Origin of the sequence: Cupriavidus sp. U2 (assembly GCF_009663685.2) — a bacterium.
Taxonomy (GTDB): domain Bacteria; phylum Pseudomonadota; class Gammaproteobacteria; order Burkholderiales; family Burkholderiaceae; genus Cupriavidus; species Cupriavidus necator_C.
Genome location: NZ_RCOG02000002.1, coordinates 315232 through 330077, shown reverse-complemented (window position 1 = coordinate 330077; position 14846 = coordinate 315232). Strand labels below are relative to the sequence as shown.

Genomic DNA, 14846 nt, shown 5'->3' with positions numbered 1-14846 from the left:
ATTCAAATCAGGCCGTCTTCGCGCGTCCCCGCAGGTCTGGCAGGAACACCGCCAGCAGCCCCAGCAGCGGCAGGTAGGCGCAGAACTGGTAGACCGATTCGATGCCATGGGCGTCGGCCAGCTTGCCCAGCACAGCGGCGCCGATGCCGCCCATGCCGAATGCGAAGCCGAAGAACAGGCCCGACACCATGCCGACCTTGCCCGGAATCAGTTCCTGGGCAAACACCAGGATGGCCGAGAACGCCGACGCCAGGATGAAGCCGATGATCACCGTCAGCACGGCCGTCCAGAACAGGTTGGCGTGCGGCAGCATCAGCGTGAACGGCGCCACGCCCAGGATCGACGCCCAGATCACGCGCTTGCGACCGATGCGGTCGCCGATCGGGCCGCCCAGGATCGTGCCCGCCGCCACCGCGAACAGGAACAGGAACAGGTAGACCTGCGACGTCTGGCGCGTCAGCCCGAACTTCTCCATCAGATAGAACGTGTAATACGTGTTCAGGCTGGCCATATAGAAATACTTCGAGAAGATCAGCAGCAGCAGCACCGTCATGGCGCGCACCACGGTCGACGTCGGCAGCTTGGCCACCGCGCCGGCGGCGGCCTTCTTCTTTGCGGCGCGCTCGGCCAGATGGCGGCCGTACCAGCCGCCGATCTGCCACAGCACCGCAATGGCCAGCAGGGCCGCCAGCGAGAACCACGCCACGCTCCCCTGCGTATGCACGATCCACGCCGCCAGCAGCGGACCCATGGCGCTGCCGCCATTGCCGCCCACCTGGAAGATCGATTGCGCCAGGCCATGCTGGCCGCCCGACGCCAGCCGCGCCACGCGCGACGACTCAGGATGGAAGATCGACGATCCGGTACCGACCAGCGCCGCCGCCACCAGCAGCACGCCGTAGCTGGGCGCCACCGACAGCAGCAGCAGGCCCCCCAGCGTGAAGCCCATGCCGATGGCCAGCGAATGGGGCTTCGGGTGCTTGTCCGTGTACAGGCCGACGATCGGCTGCAGTAGCGATGCGGTGATCTGGTACGTCAGCGTCAGCAGGCCAATCTGCGCGAAGCTCAGGTTGAAGCCGCCCTTTAGCATCGGATAGATGGCCAGGATCAGCGACTGGATCATGTCGTTGAGGAAGTGCGCGAAACTGATCGCGTACAGCACGCGGAAGCGCGTGCCCTCCTCGCGAGGCGCCGCGGCGGCGGCGGAATGGACGGTTGTGCTCATGGTCGGGGGCGCATTGGCCAGTTTTCTTCTCAGGAATCTTCCCGGGGCCCGTTCGGCGGAATTAAAGGAAGTGTGACGATGCTAATTGGCAAACCTGCGCCTGTCCTGCGAGAATGAGGCCGTAACCTTGGAGAAAAGGACATGCCGGGTACCCCGCGACCGCCACAGCGCCGCAAGCCGACCGCATTACCAAAATCCACCGCCCACCCTGCCCCACGCATCGCCTGGGTCGATCACGACACCCCAGGCAGCAGACCCCTGCCCCCCGATGCGCCGCGCGATCCCGCCATGGACGCCCGCGCCGACACCTATGCCGAGCGCCCCGCCTATGTCCAGTACGACCGTAGCCCGATGCCCGTCACGGCCATGGCGGCCGACTATGTGCCGGGCCACGTCACCAAGCCCCACCAGCATCCGCATGCCCAGCTGATCCATGCCATGCATGGTGTGATGGTGGTCTCGACGCCCGAAGGCCAATGGACCGTGCCGCCCACGCGCGGCATGTGGATGCCGGGCGGCACCACGCACTGGATCCGCATGGTGGGCCGGGTGCAGATGCGCACCGCCTATATCCGCCCCGACGCCGCGCCCGATCTGCCCACGGCATGTACCGTTCTGGGCATATCGCCGCTGCTGCGCGAACTGATCCTGGCCGCCATCGACGTGCCTGCTCTATATGACATGGATTCCCGCGATGGCCGCCTGATGCGGCTGCTGCTCGACGAAGTGAAGCTGGTACCGACGCTGCCGCTGCACCTGCCCCGCCCCACCGACCCGGACCTGCGCACGATCTGCGACCAGATCGTCGGCGAGCCCGATACCGGCCTGACCCTGGCCGACTGGGGCACGCGCCTGGGCGTGGACCCGAAGACGATCCAGCGGCGCTTTGCGCGCGAAACCGGGATGACCTTTGGCCAGTGGCGCCAGCAGGCGCGGCTGCTGGCCGCGCTGGAGCGCCTGGCAGCCGGCGACAAGGTGGTGGATGTGGCGCTCGACATGGGCTACGACAGCCCGAGCGCCTTTGCGACGATGTTCCGGCGGCAGTTTGGCGTGCCGCCGAGCGCCTTCTTCAAGTGACCTGCCCTGCCCTCGGGGCCTGTCGATCTGCAAACCTGCGGCGGCTCGATCGTTATTCCGCCAGATATCGTTCCACCAGACGCGTCCAGTACGCCGCGCCCACGGTCAGGTTGTCGTCGTTGAAGTCGTAGCCGGCGTTGTGCAGCAGCGGCTGGTTGGCGCCATTGCCCATCCGCACGAAGCAGCCCGGGCGCTGCTGCAGGAAGTACGCGAAGTCCTCGCTGCCCGCGATGCGATGGAAATTGCCGATCGCCCGCTCCGGACCCACCAGTTCCTCGGCCACCTGCCGCGCGAATTCGGTCTCCGCCTCGCTGTTGACCAGTACCGGATAGCCGCGCACGTAGTCGATATCGGCGGCGGCGCCATAGCCTTCGGCATGCGCCGTGACCAGCTGGCGGATACGCGCTTCCATCGACGCCCGCACCTCGGCGCTGAACGACCGCACGCTGATTTCCATGCGCGCGCTGTCCGGGATCACGTTTGGCGCGTGGCCGGCGTGCAGCGTGCCGATGGTGACCACGGCGGTCTCGTTCGGATCGACATTGCGCGCCACGATCGATTGCAGCGCCATCACCAGGCTGCCGGCCACCAGGATCGGGTCGATCGACTGGTGCGGGCGGGCCGCGTGGCCGCCCTTGCCGCGAATGGTGATCGTCACCGTGTCGCACGCGGCCATGAACGGCCCCGCGCGGAACATGAACGTACCGGCTTCCACGCCAGGGTGGTTATGCAGGCCGAAGATGGCGTCGCACGGAAACCGTTCGAACAGGCCATCGGCCAGCATGCGCTCGGCCCCGCCGCCGGCGCCGATTTCCTCGGCAGGCTGGAAGATCAGGTGGACCGTGCCGTTGAAATGGCGCGTGCGCGCCAGTTGGCGGGCAGCGCCCAGCAGCACGGCGGTGTGCCCGTCGTGGCCGCAGGCGTGCATCCTGCCTTCGTTGACGCTGGCGTATCGCAGATTGGTGCGCTCGTGGATCGGCAGCGCGTCCATGTCGGCACGAATCCCGACGCTGCGCTGGCTGCTGCCCGCCCGCAGCGTGGCCACCACCCCGGTGCCGCCCACACCGCGCGTCACGGTGTAGCCCCACCCTTCGAGCTTGCTGGCGACAAGCTCGGCGGTACGGACTTCATTGAAGGCGAGTTCGGGATGCTGGTGGATGCTGCGGCGGATGTCCTGCAGTTCGTCACGCGAGTCGAGCGTGTCATGCAGGGTGCAGAAGGTGCGGGTGGGACCGTTCCGGGCGAGGCTGACCGGGACGGTCTTCAATATCGACTCGATTTCGGGGGCGTGTTCAGACATGGCATTGCTCTTGTTTGGCAGACATCATGTAAGAACAGTATTTCACGCACCCCCGGGAGGTAAAACCCCGAATGGGAATTTCGTGCGAAAGCGCCCCATATGGTCCCAAAACTGTTGCCCTTAACGGACGCTTTGTTTGAAAACGCGACGCTTTGCAAGACGATGTTTCAGCGGGGAACCTCGCGAGGCCACGCGTTCGCCCCGCATTTTTCACATCGCAGAATCTAGCGTTCGCCGTACGCCACAACCTTCTGGCTCTGTTCGCCCAGACCCTCGATGCCCAGGCGCATCACATCGCCGGCCTTCAGGTAGCGCGGCGGCTTGAAGCCCATGCCCACGCCGGGCGGCGTACCGGTGGCGATCAGGTCGCCGGGTTCCAGCGTCATGAAGCGGCTGACGTAGCTGACCACCGTAGCCACGTCGAAGACCATCGTCGCGGTGCTGCCCTTTTGCATGCGCTCGCCGTTGACGTCGAGCCACATGCCCAGCTTCTGGGCGTCGGGCACCTCGTCGCGGGTCACCAGCCACGGGCCGACCGGACAGAACGTGTCGCAGCCCTTGCCCTTGTCCCACGTGCCGCCGCGTTCGAGCTGGAATTCGCGCTCGGACACATCGTTCACCACGCAGTAGCCCGCCACGTGCTCCAGCGCCTGGGCCTTGGACACATTGCGCGCCGTGGTGCCGATGACCACGCCCAGTTCCACCTCCCAGTCCGACTTCTGCGACTCGAACGGCAGCATCACGGTGTCGTTCGGGCCGTTCAGCGAGGTATTCGCCTTCAGGAACACGATCGGCTCGGCCGGCAGCGGCATGCCTGCCTCGGCGGCGTGGTCGGCGTAGTTCAGGCCGATGGCGATGATCTTGCCGATGCCGGTCCAGGGCACGCCATGGCGCTGGCCCTCCACCACGGGCAACGTGGCCGGGTCGATCGCGGCCAGCCGGGCCAGCGCCGCCGGCGCCAGCTCGCCCGGGCCGATATTGCCGATGACACCGGACAGATCGCGCACGCGCCCATCACGGTCAACCAGGCCCGGACGCTCGGCGCCGGGGTTTCCTACACGGACTAGCTTCATCTTGTCTCCTATGGGGGTCAGGTCAGCCTCGCGAGCATATCGCAAGCCAGCGGCCCGCGCGCGGCCACGGCACGCCCATCCCCGAGCGCCCTGCGTCGGCATTCTTCTGACACATCATGCAGGCCATGCATCTTTGCATACCCGCTGTGCATCGCCACGCATTGTGGGGGCCCGGGCCGCTGCCTAGACTGCCATCACCGCACGTCTCACCCCGCGCCGTGCCATCTCCCAAGGAATCCCATGAAGCTCTACTACTCGCCCGCCGCCTGCTCGATGGCCGTTCATATCGCCCTGCGCGAGGCCGGCCTGCCCGTCACGCTGGCCCGCGTCGACCTGATCCATCACACGCTGGCCGAGCCCGAAAACGGCACCAACGACTACTACGCCATCCACCCGCGCGGCTATGTGCCACTGCTGCAGCTCGATGACGGGTCGCGCCACAGCGAGGCATCCGCCCTGCTCCAGTTCATCGCCGACCAGGTGCCGGCACGCAACCTGCTGCCGGCGCCCGGCAGCCAGGCGAGGCTGGAGGCCGTGGGCTGGCTGACGCTGATCTCGACCGAACTGCACAAGGTGTTCAGCCCGTGGCTGTGGCACAAGGAAACCGACGCCAGCACCGTCGAGGCCTGCAAGGCCAAGCTGCACAAGCGTTTTGGCGAACTGGACCAACACCTGGCGTCGCGCGATTACCTGCTGGGCAGCCAGTTCAGCGTGGCCGATGCGTACTGCTTCACGATCGTCAGTTGGGCCCGGCTGCTGCACCTGAAGCTCGATGCGTACCCGAGGCTGCAGGAATACCTGTCGCGCGTGGCCGCGCGCCCGGCCGTGCAGGCGGCAATGCGGGCCGAAGGCCTGGTGCGCGACTGACGGCGCGCCCGCAGGTTCAGCGCAGGACCTGCGTGGGCACCTGATAGTGACTGGCGTCGATCAGATCCAGCCCGCACTGGAGCTGCTCGACCCAGTCGATGAACCGCGCCACCATCTGGCGCCCCCGGATCGACGGCCCGTGCTGCGGCACGATGCACTGGATATCGAGCGTGCGCGCCATGGCCGCCCACAGCCGGCAGGCCTTGTTGCCGCTCATGTAGCGGCGGTGGAACCCCAGCATGCGGGCCGCGTGGGCATCGAAATCGGTCACGTCGCCGCGCGCGTCTTCCGTCGAGGTCATCGACGCCCCGAGATCACCCGAGAACAGGATCCTGCTGATGGGATCGAAAAACTGGAAATTGCCCTCGGAGTGCAGGAAATGGGCCGGCACGGCCATGATCGACGACTTGCCCAGCGGCACCACCATGCCCGCATCGGGAATCGGGACAATGCGCCCGGCGGTCTTGCCGGTCTGGCAGAAATGCGGCAGGAAGCGCGCCCAGACCTCGGAGATCAGCACGCGGCTGTCGGACGCCGTCAGCCAGCGCCCCACCGACGCCACGATGTCGGGATCGGCGTGCGACGCCAGTACGTAATCGAGCTGCTTGGGCGGGAAAAAGCGGCTGATCGTCATGTACAGCTCGCTATAGGTCATCTGCCCGCCCGGGTCGATCAGGGCCGCGTGCCCGTGATTGACCACCAGGAACTGGTTGCTCTGCACCGCATCGCCATGCGTATCGTCGACCAGGTCCGTAAACGCCAGGCAGACATGCCCGTTGCATTCGTAAAGCACCTTGCTCATGACTCCCTCAACCGCTTGTGGTTATTTTTAAGCGGCGAAAGTACTCAGTTGCGCGGTGTTTTCAATTGATGTGAATCAAAAATCCTGGAAAGCGGGACGAAAAAGCCGGACGGGCGCCGGCGGCGGGGCCATTCAGCGCGTGGACAGCAACTCTTCGATCTTGGCCACGAACTGCTTGTCGTCGGGCTTGACCATGCTGTTGTAGCTGCCCACGACCTGGCCCTTGCGGTCGATCAGGTATTTGTAGAAATTCCACTTCGGCGCGGTGCCGGTTTCCTTCGTCAGCAACACGTACATCGGGTTGGCTTCGCCGCCGCGCACGTGGGACTTGCCGAGCATCGGGAACTTGACGCCGTAGGTGTTGTAGCAAAAGTCCGAAATTTCCTTCGCCGAACCGGGCTCCTGCGAGAAGTCGTTCGACGGGAAGCCCAGTACCACCAGGCCGCGCTCGCGGTACTTGGCGTAAAGCGCCTCGAGGCCTTCGTATTGCGGCGTGAAGCCGCAATAGCTGGCCGTATTGACCACCAGCACGACCTTGCCGGCGTACTGGCACAGGTTCTGGGGCGATTCATCCTGCAGACGCGGAAAACGGAAATTCAGGGAAGCTGGGCAGTTGCCGGCCGGCTGTGCCGACACCGTGGCAGACTTGTCTGCCGCGCGGGCAGGGTGCGGCAGCATGGCGGCTGCGGCGGCCAGGCCCAACGCGCCGAGCAGGGCGGTGCGCTGGAGGCGTTGCCGCATCCGGTCCATGTGGACTGCAGTTGCCAGGGTGCGTTCGCGAGACATGGGTACGGGCTCCGGTTTCCTTTAGTGCAGCAAAGTCTACGCTCTCGGGCGATTCGCGTCATGACGCGGGGCGGCAGCGACAGGCGCCGCCGGCCCCGGACGACCTTCAATCCATATGCATCTTGGCGGCATGTTCGGTCACGCTGCTGCGCAATTCCAGGTCCGGCATGCGTCGCACGATGACCAGCGCGATGATGGCCGCGACCGCGCCCGCCGCGAAGATCATGTGAAAGCCCGATTCCACGCCGCCCGCCAGCACGCGGTGCACGGCCGGCGACAGATGGGCCATCGCCTCGCTGCCATGGCGCAGCGAGCCCAGGTCCAGCGCCTGGTTCACGCCCGAGCGCGCCAGCGCGTCGCGGAATTCCATCGCCAGCAGCGTGCCGGCCAGTGCGCCGCCAAGGGCGCTGCCCAGCGAGCGGATCACCAGCAGCGCGCCGGTGCCGGCGCCCATGTCGCGGCGTTCCAGCGCGTTCTGCACCGAAATCAGCGTGCCCACCATCGACATGCCCAGGCCGATGCCGGCAATCGTCATTGCCACCAGTACCAGCGTCGTGGGCACGGCGGCCGTGACCGTGGCCAGCGACACCAGCCCCACGGCGGCGGCCACGTAGCCGCCGGTCAGGATCTCGCGCATGCGGCCCAGGCGAGGCGCCAGCCACGCCACCACGAAGTTGCCGGCCACCGTGGACAGCAGGAACGGCACCACCAGCAGGCCCGACGTCGAGGCATCGGCATCACGCACCAGCTGGAAGTGCAGCGGCAGCGCGAAGATGCACAGGAAGATGTTGAGCGCAGCCAGCGACGAGGCGCCCACGCCCATCACATAGGCGCGGTTGGCGAACAGGCGCGGCGGCAGCATCGGATCGGCGGCGCGCCGTTCCTGCCAGGCCAGCAGCGCCACGGCCACCAGCGTCAGCAAAAGCATGCCGCCCATTTCCAGCGAGATCCAGTCGAAGGCTTCGCCCGCCCAGCTCATCGCCAGCAGAAAGGCGACGATGGCGACCGCCAGCAGGCTGGCGCCAAGCCAGTCCACCTGCGGCCGGCCGCCGCGGGCACGCAGGTGCGCCAGCCCGCGATAGCACATGGCCATCGCCAGCAGGCCCAGCGGCACGTTGATCCAGAACAGCCAGCGCCACGACATGTGGTCGGACACCCAGCCGCCCACCAGCGGTCCCGCAATCGACGAGACCGCCCAGACCGTCGCAAGGTAGCCCTGGTAGCGGCCGCGCTGGCGCGGCGCCACCACATCGGCGATGGCCGCCTGGGCCAGCGACATCAGCCCGCCGCCGCCCACGCCCTGCAGCGCGCGGAACAGGATCAGCTGCGTCAGCGACTGCGCCAGCGCGCAGGCCACCGATGCGGCGATAAATAGCGAGATCGCCAGCATCAGCAGGCGCCGGCGGCCGAAACTGTCAGACAGCTTGCCGTAGAGCGGCGTGGTGACCGTCGACACGATCAGGTAGGCCGTGACGATCCACGACAGATGGCCGAAACCGTTCAGGTCGTTGGCGATGGCCGGCACGGCCGGAATGACCACGGTCTGGTCGAGCGCAGCCAGCAGGATACAGAGCACGATCCCGCCGATCACGCGCATGATCGCGGCGTGGTCGTGGGCATCGGGAGCAGCGTCCAGCGTGACGGACTGGGAAGGCGAGGGCGATGACATGCAATGGATGCGGATGGTGTGGGGACGCCGATGGTGCAGCGCAGGTCACAAAGACCACCGGCCGCACAACATCGACGCGGCCTTATTCAGTGACCGCATAATTATATGCATGCTTAGTATTTTTTCGCTCGAGCCGTTTGGCCGCAAAAAGCGGCGAGGGGATAAAAACCACAGGCCGAACGACGCCCCGGGGCACGTTCGCCACATGCCCGGGGTTGAGACGGTTGGATTGGACCGCGCTGAGGGCGGCTAGCGTGAGCCGCCTGTGATGTAGTGTTCCAGCTGTTCGATCGTGAAGCGCTGCTCGCTGATGATGTCGTTGACGAGGTCGCCAATCGACAACATCCCCAACAGCGTGTCGCCTTCCATCACCGGCAGGTGACGCAGGCGATGCCTGGTCATCAGCGCCATGCAGTCGTCTGTGCTCTGATCGGCACGTACATAAATCACGGCCGTGGTCATGATTTCCTTGACCAGCGTCTCGCGCGACGTGCGTTGCATCAGGATCACCTTGCGCGCGTAATCCCGTTCGCTCAGGATGCCGACGATCTTGTCGTGTTCCATTACCAGCAGCGCGCCGATGCCCTTGTCGGCCATCAGCTGCAGCGCCGCGTACACCGTCGCCGTGGGTGGAATACTGTAGATGGCGTGATTTGCCTTGTTTTCCAGAACCTGCCGTGCGGTCTTCATGTCACCGACTCCTTGTTGCCGTTTTGGAAACAGTCGCTGCCCAGACGCGATCGATCTGCGGTGCTGCGCAATAGCCCGCACCCCCCGGGGATCTGGCCGCGTCTATCCAGATTAGCAAACGAAAGCGCCGCCTTACAGGGTGACTTTCACGAATCTTCGTCGGGCAGTACTGGCATGGCGCGCGGCGTCAGACAGACGGCTGCTCGCCCATCCCCAGCCGGACGGCGCGCGGCTTGCGCTGCCATTGCCGTGCCAGACGGACGATTTCCGGCGGCGGATCGGCGTCGGGAGACGCATGGAACAGCAGCGTCTGCCGCGACTTCGGGCAACGGCTGGCCACGAAGGCGATGTCATCGGCAAACCCCATGTCGAGCATGGTGTCGGCGGCTTCGAAGATGACCGTGTTCACCGCACGAAGATCCAGGCTCGCCGCATCGATATGGTCGAGCATGCGGCCCGGGGTGCCCACAACGATATGCGCGCCGTGAATCAGGCTATCGATTTGCGCCCGGATCGGCATGCCGGTGCAGAGCAGCGCCACCTTGACCTGGCCGGCCACGCGCGCCAGCTGCCGGATGCGCCGCGCCACCATGTCGGCACGATCGCGCGTGGGACACAGCACCAGCGCCTGCACGTCGAAGCGTTGTGGATCGAGCCGGTGGAGCAGGGCGATCGCCAGCGTGGTGGCCCTGCCGCCCTGGCGCGCCTGCACGATCAGGTCGTGCCCGGCAAGCGCCAGGGGCAGGGCGGCGGCCTGCAGCGGCGTCATCGAAACGTGGCCCGATTGCGCCAGCGCGTCGAGCCACATCGGTTCCAGCGGCAGCACCGAAAAGGGTTCGCGCCGAAGCGCAATCACCGGGGATGGGGGCCGGCTGGCACGCATGGCCTTACGCGGCGGCGCGGGTGGCTTTCTTTGCAGCGGTTTTCTTCGCGGGCGTCTTCCTTGCCGGAGGTTTCTCCACCGAAGCCTTGTTTGCGGGGGCCTTTGTTGCACGGGCCTTTGTTGCCGGGGCCTCCGCGGACCCCTCGACGGCAGCCGGCTTCGACACCGCAACCTTCACCGGGACCTCTTCGGTCGGTGTCCAGCCCAGCCGTTCGAGCAGGGCGCCGGCCGCAGACGGCGCCCGCTCCTTCGCACCGTTGATGAAGAACAGGTAGACCGTCTTCGGCTTGAGCTTCGCGCCCGGCTTGTCTTCCACCACCGGCAGGTCGTCGGGCGCCTTCCCTTCGGCCCAGCTTGCGACACGTCCGGCCCACTGGTCCAGGTCTTTCGGCGCGTAGCCGGTCGCCAGCTTTTCCTGTGCATTCATCAGGCGCGCGTAGACAAAGTCGGCGGTCAGATCGGCAAATGACGGAAATTTTGGAGAATCGGTGAATACCGTGGCCGCCTTGAACTTGCGTGCCAGCTTCAGGTATTCGTCGCACATGAAACTGGCATGGCGCACCTCCAGCACGTGGCGCAGCGACACGCCTTCCACGGCATCGGGCAACAGGTTCAGGAAGGCCTCGAAGTCATCGGGCACGAACTGCTTGGTCGGTGCGAACTGCCAGACGACGGGGCCAAGCTTGTGGCGCAGCTCGGCGATGCCGCTGTCGATAAAGCGATGAATCGAATCGGCGCCCTCGGCCAGAATGCGCCGGTTGGTGGCGAAGCGCGACGCCTTGACGGCGAACACGAAGTCGTCGGGCGTGGCATCGCGCCAGTTGGCAAACGACGTGCGCTTCTGCGTGCCGTGATAGGTGCTGTTGATCTCGATCGCGGTCAGGTGGCGGCTCGCATATTCGAGCTCTCTGGCCTGCGGCAGGCCCGCCGGATAGAAATTGTCGCGCCACGGCGCGAAATTCCAGCCGCCGATACCAATGTGGACATTGCCAAATGACTTGCCTTGCTTGCGCACTGCCATGGCGCCATCTCCGCGAAAGACGATGGACCAAGTCTAGCCGCATTTCCCGCACGCGGCTGTCAGGATGCGGACACGTGATTCGCGCGCGGCATGCTGATTCGCGCCCCGGCCTACTTTCCCTCGTCCGGCGCCGGATACTTGCGCGCGTTCATCTCCATTTTGGCGCGCACCGCCGCATCGAGGTCGACGCCCAACGCCGTCACCAGCTGCGTCAGGTAGATCGTGATATCGGCCAGTTCCTGCTCGACGTGTGCACGCTCGGTCGTCGACATGATGCCGCGCGACTCTTCCTCGGTTTGCCACTGGAAGATTTCCACCAGCTCGGCCACTTCCACACTGAGCGCCATCGCCAGATTCTTCGGGCTGTGATACTTGCCCCAGCCCCGCGCCTCGCCGAAGGCGAGCGCCGCTTGCTGGAGGTTGCTGAGGTCGATAAGAGCCATGGTCTGCCTGGTGCGAATACGGGATCAGGCGGCATTGTCCCATTGATCGTGGACGATTTACGGCGCGACAGCGCGATGCCGGCAGGCATACCCTCATGGTCGGTTCGCTAGGATGAGTACTGGTGTTCCGATCCCTGATCGGTGTGATGCTGACTGCGCTGATGCTATGGCCACTGATCTCGCGAATCCGGGCCGAGGAGGCCCTGCTGCGCGAGACGTTTGGGGACAAATATGCGCGCTATCGCGCGCGGACATGGCGGATGGTGCCGGGGGTGTGGTGAAAGCGCCAAAAAAAACCCCGGCCTTGAGCCGGGATTTCTGTGCGTCTGCAACCTGTAGACAGGTGCATATCCCGAGAAACTGCCCCTTGTGGACGAGGGTCTCCAGCCGCGGCGGACTCATAAACCTGAGAAAAACGGACGCATAACTTGGGAAATTCCAACCGAGGCCTCTCGAATTCGCCTAGTCGAAGCCTCAGGAACGAAGGTCTCCCGTCATCATCCATGGTCCATACCGACCGAGACACGCACGAAAAACTGCCTTTAAAACAAGGGAATTCTAGCGGATTTCACGAAGGGCTGGTGTCGTCGTACGTGGCGGACCGGCGGAGAAAATTGGCCGGCGAACGGCTATCTCTCGCCGTATCGCGGCGGAGCACTTGAGCACTGCCTGGCGCAGGCGGGCCTCGTCCCATCAAGTTTGCGCCAGAGTTAGCGCCGCCAATCGGTCAATTTCCCCCATTTGGTCAGCCCACCGCTCAAGGCGTGCCTGTTTGATGTTACCCGGCATCTTGTGGCATGCAGGCTCCGCACTCTTGGTGGCCTCCCGCCAGCGGCAGAACGTGGGGGTCTCGACGAACCTCGCAGAGCGCCCGGCCGCGGCGCGCACAAGCGCCACTTCGAAGCCCTCGGCGATGACCGGATTTGCGCGCGCGTAGGAAAAGCACGCCGATGGATGGTTGACTACTGCAACTGGCACGCTGCCGGAAAGTGCGCGAACTCGCGCACCATTGCGCGAACTGAAGCAGAGCACCAACTCTGGTTGCAGCACCTGCAACACCTCGACGAAAGCTGGCTTTCCTCGCGCCCATGCTCCTGCAGGCGGCTTGTCGCGAGATTTCGCCATGAACTGCTGGATGAAGTTGTAGTAGGCCACCGTCTCCCAGAAGCATGCTCGTTGTTCACGGTTGAAAACACCGGCCGTCGAGCGGTTGTTCGTCGCGGCGAATATCTTGGCGTAGTGCGGATGCCGGCCGAACCTGCCCTGTGTGTGCTTGTGTCTTAGTCCAAGCGCCAACGCCTTAATGATTTCCGGGGTGACGTCCGGGCGCTCATACCTGCTGTCGCCGTAATGAGACTCAGATACCACAAGCACCCGTAGGCCGCGAAATCCAACAGTCGCGTACTGCGCCCCGACCCAGGGGGCGAACCGAACTGAGCTCATTGCACACGTCGCTTCTTGGACTCGGTCACAGGCTTCAGACCTGTCGTCACATCCCCCAAAGTCCCACCGTCTTCGCCGTGTTCAATGCCGCCCAGCCAGAACTTGGTGTTTTCAAGATTCCCGCCATCGCTGCCGACGAAGGAGCGGAAGTAGCCGCACCGCTTATCTTTCGTGAATGACTTCATCTATTTGTTGTTTGCAGCCCTGTACTCCGCGCATCTAGCGTTCAGCTGCGCTTCGGTTCTTCGCTTTGTATGACAGGTACGATTCGAGAAGCCCCTGAATGTTAGCGGCACCGACCGGATTTGCACTGTGAACCGAGAAATCAAACTGGTCAGGGATGAATCGTCCCGAGCAGTCAAGGTCGGTGTCAACCAACCATCTCACAACGACTATCGCGGTATCGTCTCCTCCCAGGTCGTGGTCGAACGAAACTCTTGATGGACAGCCCCACTCCTTCATGAGCGCAATCGCCTCGGCTGAGGAGCGCGCGACCATCCATTCCACACTCGGCGCGTCTCGTATGTCATCGATGAATAGCCAGAAAACCGCGTCGCCCATCAGTACCTCCGACGAAAAGAACTCAGACGCGATGCCTACAAGTCCGCGATACGGTGATACGGCACACGCGTTAACTCTTGAATTCCTCAAAAAATCGAGCGTCGACGGCAAAGGTTCGCATAGGCTTCAATCCCAATTCCAAGTGTTCCATCATTTCGACAAGCTTTTCGCCATCGATAAGTTCGATTGGCGGGACGCCGTCGCGACCGGCTTCGCGGCGCGCTTCCGCCGTGAATGTTCCCGTCGTGATGATGATGCCTTTATCAGTTCGACCAGACATTGCCCCTCGAAAATCGCGAACTTGAGATGGCGAAACTGACCCCACGTAGCGTTTGCATTGAAACAGAACTTTAAACGACACAAGCGGGTTCATTTGAAGCGTGCCATACCCATCTATGCCTCCATCACCGCTCCTGCCAGTTACCACCACTTGTACAAAGCCGGCCTCGCGAAGAAGACGCTGAGACAAACGCTCGAACCCCGACGCTGGTAGCGTTTGGAGTACCTGAATGAGCTCGTGGCGATAGTCACTGGGAGCCGTGTCTGGGAGCCCTGAGCCCTCAGCTGAAATAGGCTCTGAGTTATCAGTTCTCGCTCGCCGCTCTTCTTCGAAAATTCGGTTCCATTTTGTAGCTATGTTGCGCGACTGTTCAATCGAAAGGCTCGTGTTTCGACCAGATTCGGTGAGCGACCAGACTCCGCGTTGAGACGAGTCGACCAACCCCTCTCGCACAAGGTAGAGTCTTGACCAGCGCACTCGGTTGCGGAAACGTCCTTCACCTGAGGGCAAGGTTTCATTCTGTACCTCATCTGAGATATCAAGGTCTTGCGCAATACGTTCCACGACTTCGTCTGGCGTGCCGGAACCGCCAAGTGCTCTGAGCGCATCTAAAGCAGGTCCCATGTAGTGAAAATTCTTAACAGATTCTTTCTTTTGTTTTGGCATCTTCGCGTGTGTATCTCAAAAGCCGATACCTCAATTCATCGAACGGCCCGAGGTCAGCTT

General features: G+C 64.0%; 16 protein-coding genes and 1 pseudogene. 3 read left to right on the top strand and 14 right to left on the bottom strand.

Annotated elements, in window-relative coordinates:
• Positions 1–7: 7 nt before the first annotated feature.
• The gene (locus D9X30_RS03030; RefSeq protein WP_153946202.1) at positions 8–1225 is read right to left on the bottom strand and encodes an MFS transporter; all 1218 of its coding nucleotides are present in this window, start codon (positions 1223–1225) and stop codon (positions 8–10) included.
• 258 nt (positions 1226–1483) lie between these two features.
• Here D9X30_RS03030 and D9X30_RS03025 point away from each other — a divergent pair, with 258 nt between their 5' ends.
• Positions 1484–2302, top strand: coding sequence for an AraC family transcriptional regulator (locus D9X30_RS03025; RefSeq protein ID WP_502799606.1), 819 nt, complete (start codon positions 1484–1486; stop codon positions 2300–2302).
• 52 nt (positions 2303–2354) lie between these two features.
• Here the strand turns inward: D9X30_RS03025 and D9X30_RS03020 are convergent, their stop codons facing one another.
• A complete protein-coding gene (locus tag D9X30_RS03020) occupies positions 2355–3602 on the bottom strand; it encodes a M20 aminoacylase family protein (RefSeq protein WP_153946203.1) in 1248 nt (415 codons plus the stop codon).
• A gap of 224 nt (positions 3603–3826) precedes the next feature.
• Positions 3827–4675, bottom strand: a complete 849-nt coding sequence (locus tag D9X30_RS03015; RefSeq protein WP_153946204.1) for a fumarylacetoacetate hydrolase family protein — start codon at positions 4673–4675, stop codon at positions 3827–3829.
• A gap of 240 nt (positions 4676–4915) precedes the next feature.
• Here D9X30_RS03015 and gstA point away from each other — a divergent pair, with 240 nt between their 5' ends.
• A complete protein-coding gene (gstA, locus tag D9X30_RS03010) occupies positions 4916–5542 on the top strand; it encodes a glutathione transferase GstA (RefSeq protein WP_153946205.1) in 627 nt (208 codons plus the stop codon).
• A gap of 16 nt (positions 5543–5558) precedes the next feature.
• Here gstA and D9X30_RS03005 read toward each other — a convergent pair whose 3' ends face one another.
• From D9X30_RS03005 to D9X30_RS02975, 7 genes are all read right to left on the bottom strand, one after another.
• Positions 5559–6344 (bottom strand): oxygen-binding di-iron domain-containing protein, encoded by a 786-nt coding sequence (locus tag D9X30_RS03005; RefSeq protein WP_153946206.1) that lies wholly within the window; start codon positions 6342–6344, stop codon positions 5559–5561.
• Positions 6345–6476: 132 nt separating this feature from the next.
• Positions 6477–7130: a glutathione peroxidase gene (locus tag D9X30_RS03000; RefSeq protein ID WP_153946207.1), complete on the bottom strand. Its 654-nt coding sequence runs from the start codon at positions 7128–7130 to the stop codon at positions 6477–6479.
• A 106-nt stretch (positions 7131–7236) separates the two neighbouring features.
• Complete coding sequence (locus D9X30_RS02995; protein WP_153946459.1) at positions 7237–8727, bottom strand: MDR family MFS transporter; 1491 nt, start codon at positions 8725–8727, stop codon at positions 7237–7239.
• A 321-nt stretch (positions 8728–9048) separates the two neighbouring features.
• Complete coding sequence (locus D9X30_RS02990) at positions 9049–9489, bottom strand: CBS domain-containing protein (RefSeq protein ID WP_153946208.1); 441 nt, start codon at positions 9487–9489, stop codon at positions 9049–9051.
• Between the two features lie 187 nt (positions 9490–9676).
• On the bottom strand, positions 9677–10372 hold the full coding sequence (locus tag D9X30_RS02985; protein ID WP_153946209.1) for a DEAD/DEAH box helicase: 696 nt from the start codon (positions 10370–10372) through the stop codon (positions 9677–9679).
• 4 nt (positions 10373–10376) lie between these two features.
• Entirely contained in the window at positions 10377–11393 is a 1017-nt protein-coding gene (locus D9X30_RS02980; protein WP_153946210.1) for a DUF72 domain-containing protein, read from the bottom strand.
• 110 nt (positions 11394–11503) lie between these two features.
• The gene (locus tag D9X30_RS02975; protein WP_153946211.1) at positions 11504–11836 is read right to left on the bottom strand and encodes a nucleotide pyrophosphohydrolase; all 333 of its coding nucleotides are present in this window, start codon (positions 11834–11836) and stop codon (positions 11504–11506) included.
• Positions 11837–11952: 116 nt separating this feature from the next.
• On the opposite strand from D9X30_RS02975, the pseudogene D9X30_RS02970 reads away from it, so the two are divergent.
• Positions 11953–12117 (top strand): annotated as a pseudogene (locus tag D9X30_RS02970) (methyltransferase family protein); the annotation flags it as partial.
• A gap of 412 nt (positions 12118–12529) precedes the next feature.
• Here D9X30_RS02970 and D9X30_RS02965 read toward each other — a convergent pair.
• From D9X30_RS02965 to D9X30_RS02955, 4 genes are all read right to left on the bottom strand, one after another.
• On the bottom strand, positions 12530–13279 hold the full coding sequence (locus tag D9X30_RS02965; RefSeq protein WP_153946212.1) for a hypothetical protein: 750 nt from the start codon (positions 13277–13279) through the stop codon (positions 12530–12532).
• Complete coding sequence (locus D9X30_RS02960; RefSeq protein WP_153946213.1) at positions 13276–13464, bottom strand: hypothetical protein; 189 nt, start codon at positions 13462–13464, stop codon at positions 13276–13278. Before D9X30_RS02960 ends, D9X30_RS02965 begins: the two co-directional genes overlap by 4 nt.
• Positions 13465–13498: 34 nt before the next feature.
• Entirely contained in the window at positions 13499–13840 is a 342-nt protein-coding gene (locus tag D9X30_RS29780; RefSeq protein ID WP_349632217.1) for a cyclic-phosphate processing receiver domain-containing protein, read from the bottom strand.
• Between the two features lie 70 nt (positions 13841–13910).
• Positions 13911–14786 carry a restriction endonuclease gene (locus D9X30_RS02955; protein WP_153946214.1) on the bottom strand — a complete coding sequence of 292 codons (876 nt, stop codon included), beginning with the start codon at positions 14784–14786 and terminating at the stop codon, positions 13911–13913.
• Positions 14787–14846 lie beyond the last annotated feature (60 nt).

What these genes read in the sequence shown, in the direction of transcription:
- D9X30_RS03030 (WP_153946202.1), bottom strand. Translation starts at nt 1,225, where the DNA reads ATGAGCACAACCGTCCATTCCGCCGCCGCCGCGGCGCCTCGCGAGGAG.
- D9X30_RS03020 (WP_153946203.1), bottom strand. Translation starts at nt 3,602, where the DNA reads ATGTCTGAACACGCCCCCGAAATCGAGTCGATATTGAAGACCGTCCCG.
- D9X30_RS03015 (WP_153946204.1), bottom strand. Translation starts at nt 4,675, where the DNA reads ATGAAGCTAGTCCGTGTAGGAAACCCCGGCGCCGAGCGTCCGGGCCTG.
- gstA (WP_153946205.1), top strand. Translation starts at nt 4,916, where the DNA reads ATGAAGCTCTACTACTCGCCCGCCGCCTGCTCGATGGCCGTTCATATC.
- D9X30_RS03005 (WP_153946206.1), bottom strand. Translation starts at nt 6,344, where the DNA reads ATGAGCAAGGTGCTTTACGAATGCAACGGGCATGTCTGCCTGGCGTTT.
- D9X30_RS03000 (WP_153946207.1), bottom strand. Translation starts at nt 7,130, where the DNA reads ATGTCTCGCGAACGCACCCTGGCAACTGCAGTCCACATGGACCGGATG.
- D9X30_RS02995 (WP_153946459.1), bottom strand. Translation starts at nt 8,727, where the DNA reads ATGCGCGTGATCGGCGGGATCGTGCTCTGTATCCTGCTGGCTGCGCTC.
- D9X30_RS02990 (WP_153946208.1), bottom strand. Translation starts at nt 9,489, where the DNA reads ATGAAGACCGCACGGCAGGTTCTGGAAAACAAGGCAAATCACGCCATC.
- D9X30_RS02985 (WP_153946209.1), bottom strand. Translation starts at nt 10,372, where the DNA reads ATGCGTGCCAGCCGGCCCCCATCCCCGGTGATTGCGCTTCGGCGCGAA.
- D9X30_RS02980 (WP_153946210.1), bottom strand. Translation starts at nt 11,393, where the DNA reads ATGGCAGTGCGCAAGCAAGGCAAGTCATTTGGCAATGTCCACATTGGT.
- D9X30_RS02975 (WP_153946211.1), bottom strand. Translation starts at nt 11,836, where the DNA reads ATGGCTCTTATCGACCTCAGCAACCTCCAGCAAGCGGCGCTCGCCTTC.
- D9X30_RS02965 (WP_153946212.1), bottom strand. Translation starts at nt 13,279, where the DNA reads ATGAGCTCAGTTCGGTTCGCCCCCTGGGTCGGGGCGCAGTACGCGACT.
- D9X30_RS02960 (WP_153946213.1), bottom strand. Translation starts at nt 13,464, where the DNA reads ATGAAGTCATTCACGAAAGATAAGCGGTGCGGCTACTTCCGCTCCTTC.
- D9X30_RS29780 (WP_349632217.1), bottom strand. Translation starts at nt 13,840, where the DNA reads ATGGGCGACGCGGTTTTCTGGCTATTCATCGATGACATACGAGACGCG.
- D9X30_RS02955 (WP_153946214.1), bottom strand. Translation starts at nt 14,786, where the DNA reads ATGCCAAAACAAAAGAAAGAATCTGTTAAGAATTTTCACTACATGGGA.